Origin of the sequence: Mesorhizobium sp. M7A.F.Ca.CA.001.08.2.1 (assembly GCF_003998455.1) — a bacterium.
GTDB lineage: Bacteria > Pseudomonadota > Alphaproteobacteria > Rhizobiales > Rhizobiaceae > Mesorhizobium > Mesorhizobium ciceri.
The window spans coordinates 1-3,698 of the sequence record NZ_RZPW01000637.1; the positions used below are offsets into that span (position 1 = coordinate 1).

Annotated in this window: 4 protein-coding genes; 1 reads left to right on the forward strand and 3 read right to left on the reverse strand. The window is 62.4% G+C overall.

Annotated elements, in window-relative coordinates; genetic code table 11:
- A partial coding sequence (locus tag EN914_RS27980; protein WP_127389395.1) for a DEAD/DEAH box helicase occupies positions 1 to 1,789 on the forward strand: 1,789 nt, incomplete at its 5' end.
- A 76-nt stretch (positions 1,790 to 1,865) separates the two neighbouring features.
- Here the strand turns inward: EN914_RS27980 and cyoD are convergent.
- The 3 genes from cyoD to EN914_RS27995 form a co-directional block, all read right to left on the reverse strand.
- Positions 1,866 to 2,276: a cytochrome o ubiquinol oxidase subunit IV gene (gene cyoD / locus EN914_RS27985; protein WP_013525252.1), complete on the reverse strand. Its 411-nt coding sequence runs from the start codon at positions 2,274 to 2,276 to the stop codon at positions 1,866 to 1,868.
- Positions 2,273 to 2,959: a cytochrome (ubi)quinol oxidase subunit III gene (locus EN914_RS27990; protein ID WP_024505439.1), complete on the reverse strand. Its 687-nt coding sequence runs from the start codon at positions 2,957 to 2,959 to the stop codon at positions 2,273 to 2,275. Before EN914_RS27990 ends, cyoD begins: the two co-directional genes overlap by 4 nt.
- On the reverse strand, positions 2,956 to 3,698 hold a 743-nt coding region (locus tag EN914_RS27995; protein ID WP_206527254.1), incomplete at its 5' end, for a cbb3-type cytochrome c oxidase subunit I. The genes EN914_RS27995 and EN914_RS27990, both read right to left, overlap by 4 nt.

The following is a 3,698-nucleotide window of genomic DNA, read 5'->3' on the forward strand; positions in this document are numbered from 1 at the left end:
CCTCAACGGCGAGGGCTGGCCCAAGCGACGCGAGGCTGCGTTGCGCGAGATCGACAGGCTGGCCAAGCGCCTGGTGGGCCTTGCCGAGATGAGGTCCAGCCAGCCCGCCGAGATCATCAAGCCCTCCCGCGCGGACTTGGCCCGTTTTGCGGCGAAATTTCCCTATACCGAGACTCCTGACCAGGCCGCCGCCATCCGCGCTGTGCTCGACGACCTTTCCTCGGGGAGAACAATGAACCGGCTCGTCTGCGGTGATGTTGGCTTCGGCAAGACAGAGGTGGCTTTGCGTGCTTGCGCCGCCGCCGCCCTCTGCGGGAAACAGGTTGCGGTCATAGCGCCGACAACCGTGTTGGCACGACAGCACTATGAGACGTTCAGCCGCCGTTTCGCAGGAACGGGCCTGCAGGTCGCCCACCTGTCAAGGATGGTCGGGGCAGCAAAGGCAAAAGCGGCAAAGGAGGGCCTGCGGAGCGGCCAGGTTACGATCGTCGTGGGTACTCAGGCCTTGGCGTCCAGGAGCGTCACTTTCGCCAATCTTGGACTGCTGGTGATTGACGAGGAGCACCGGTTCGGCGTCAAGTTGAAGCTGGCCCTGCGGAACATGGCGCCCTGCCTTCACACGCTGAGCATGAGCGCCACCCCGATACCGCGGACGCTGCAATCGGCGCTGTCGGGCATCCAGGATGTCAGCGTTCTAAACTCTCCGCCCGCCAAAAGACGTCCCGTCCGCACGATCCTGGCAGCGTTCGATCCAGCATCGGTGCGCGCGGCCCTCTTGCGTGAATTTCGCAGGGGTGGACAGAGTTTCTTCGTGGTTCCTCGCATCGAGGACATTGGCCCGGTCTCTGACCAGCTGAACAGGCTGGTGCCGGAACTCGGCGTCATGACGGCGCACGGTGAAATGAAAGGGAGGCAGCTGGACGAAGTCATGGTCGGATTCGCTGACGGTGATGGCGACATTTTGTTGAGCACCGACATCATCGAGAGTGGGCTCGATGTGCCTCGAGCCAACACCATCATTGTCTGGCGCCCGGACCGGTTCGGTCTGGCGCAGTTGCACCAGCTACGGGGTCGGGTCGGTAGAGGAGCGATGCAAGCGGCTGCGTTTCTTCTGACGGAACCTGGTGTTGAGCTGGCCGACGGCACCAGGGCCCGGCTTTCGACAATGCTTGCGCTCGATCGGCTTGGCTCCGGCCTGGCAATCAGTCAAAGGGACCTCGACCTGCGCGGCGCCGGCGATCTCTTCGGCGAAGATCAGGCTGGGCATATGAAACTGATCGGAGTGGGCCTCTACGAGCACTTGCTGGAGCGGGCGGTCTCGGCGGCTGGAGAAGGGGCCGACCCCAACAGGCAACTTGCCAACATCAACGTGCCTGCAAAAGGGGCTTTTCCCGAAAGCTATGTAAACGAGCCTACTGTCCGTGTTGGCCTCTATGCGCGGCTCTCTCGTATTCGTTCTGACTTGGACCTTGATGCATTCAGCGAGGAGCTCGAGGACCGCTTTGGTGACATGCCTGGCGAAGTGACCGTTCTGCTGGAACTTACCAGGTTGCGGATAGCAGCGTCGGAACTGGGTGTCGGCAAAGTTGATGTTGGGCCCGAAGCCGTCGCGATCACCTTGCGCAACAAGCCTCTGGCGTCACGCTGGCGGGACAGGAAGGTGTTGGGCCTGGAGTACCGAAACGGCCGCGTGATTTTCAGGCGGATCGAGCCCCGCGTCTCAGGCATCGATGCCGTTCGCTTGGCGCTAGATGCCATACGTGCAGTTCAGCCAAAGCACGAGGTCTGACGAGCCTTTTATCTCCACCCCGGCGGTACAATGTACCAGCTTCATATCACCTCAGCCAAGACTAGCAGGGCGAGGTTTAAGGCATCGTTCCGGCTTGATGGGCCGTCATGGCGGCCATGTTCTCGTTCAGGTGGGCCATGATCCAAACCGAGCCCAGGACCACCAGCGCAACGATCAGCACGCCGAAGGCCAAAGCCAGGATGTTGTTGGTGTTGTCCGGCCCGGTGGTCAGGTGCAGAAAAAAGACTAGATGCACACCCATCTGCGCAACAGCGAGCACCACCAGGGCCGAAATCACCGCCGGCTGGTAAATCAGATCGGTTTGAGCCGCCAGGAATGACGCGATCGTGAGCAGGATGGCCAGGCCGTAGCCGATCACATAGCCCAACAGCCCTCCAGCCACTTCGTGCTCGGTTATACGTTCCTCGCCCGGTGCGGAATCGCGGCGGTCCTGCATCTCGCCGGGCCTGCTCTCGGTGTCAGTCATGGCGATGCTCCCAACAGATAGACCAGGGTGAAGATGGCGACCCAGATGATGTCGAGTGCGTGCCAGAAAAGCCCGAAGCAGTGGACCCGCCGCAAAATATCCGACCGAAAACCCTTGACCCATAGCTGCGCCATCATTGTGCCCAGCCAGAGCAGCCCCAGCCCGACATGGGTGCCGTGGCAGCCAACGAGCGCAAAGAAGGCTGATAGAAATGCGCTGCGCGAAGGCCCCGCCTGCTCGCCGATCATCGCCGCGAATTCCTGTACCTCCAGAAACAGGAAGGCTGCCCCGAGCAATCCGGTGACGAGCAGCCAGGCCTGCGTGGCAGCCATCGATCTGCGACGGGTCGCGAGTGTCGCCAGGCCACCGGTGAAGCTCGACGTGAGCAGAAGGCCCGTCTGCACCGCAACGCGGGTGGGCTCGAACAAATCCTTGCCGGTCGGTCCGCCGGCGGTCGCCTTGGCAAGCACGGCATACGCCGCGAAGAAGGCCGAGAATATGATGATGTCGGACAGCAGAAAGATCCAGAAGCCATATGCCACGGTGACGAATTTCGAGGCCGGGCCGCCTTCACCGTGGCCGGTCGCGGAGCGCACGCCGTGTCGGCCGCCCTGACCAAGCCGATAGGGGTCTCGGGCCTGGGTGCCCGCGCTGAAGTCGCCGGGTAGCGCGTGATCGCTCATGCCGGCCGCTCCCAGCGCCGCAGCCGGGCTGACTGTGCGGCCTTGTGGTCATCGTCGATGCGCGCGACCTCTTCGGCGGGAATCTCATAATCCCCATGATCGCGCCAGGCGAAGACGACGAAGGTCGCGTAGGCGCCGATGAAGCCGACGATCGCCAGCCACCATATGTGCCAGATCAGCGCGAACCCGATCAGCGTGCTGAAGAAGGCGGTGACGAAGCCTGTCGGGCTGTTGCGCGGCATCTCGATAGGCTCGTATCCTTCCTCCGCACCGGGCCTCTTCTCCTCCCTTGCCCGTTGCTTGATGCGCCAGTAGGGCTCTTCATCCTCGACGTAAGGCAGCCGCGCGTAGTTGAAAACGGGGGGAGGGGAAGACGTCGACCATTCCAGTGAACGCCCGTCCCATGGGTCGCCTGTCTCATCGCGAAGCTTGTCGCGATGTCGGATCGAAACGGCGAGTTGCATGATCTGCAGTGCGGCGCCGGCGATCATCACCAGCACGCCGAACACGGCCACCACCAGCCATGGCGCCCAAAGATCCATGTCGATATGCTGCAGGCGCCGCGTCATGCCGAGCAGACCGACGATATAGAGCGGCACGAAGACCAGAATGTAGCCGGCCAAGGTGACCCAGAATGCGGCCTTGCCCCAGCCTTCGTGCAAGCGGAATCCGAACGCCTTGGGAAACCAGTAGGTGAAGCCGGCGAACGCGCCGAACAGCACGCCCGAAATTATGACGT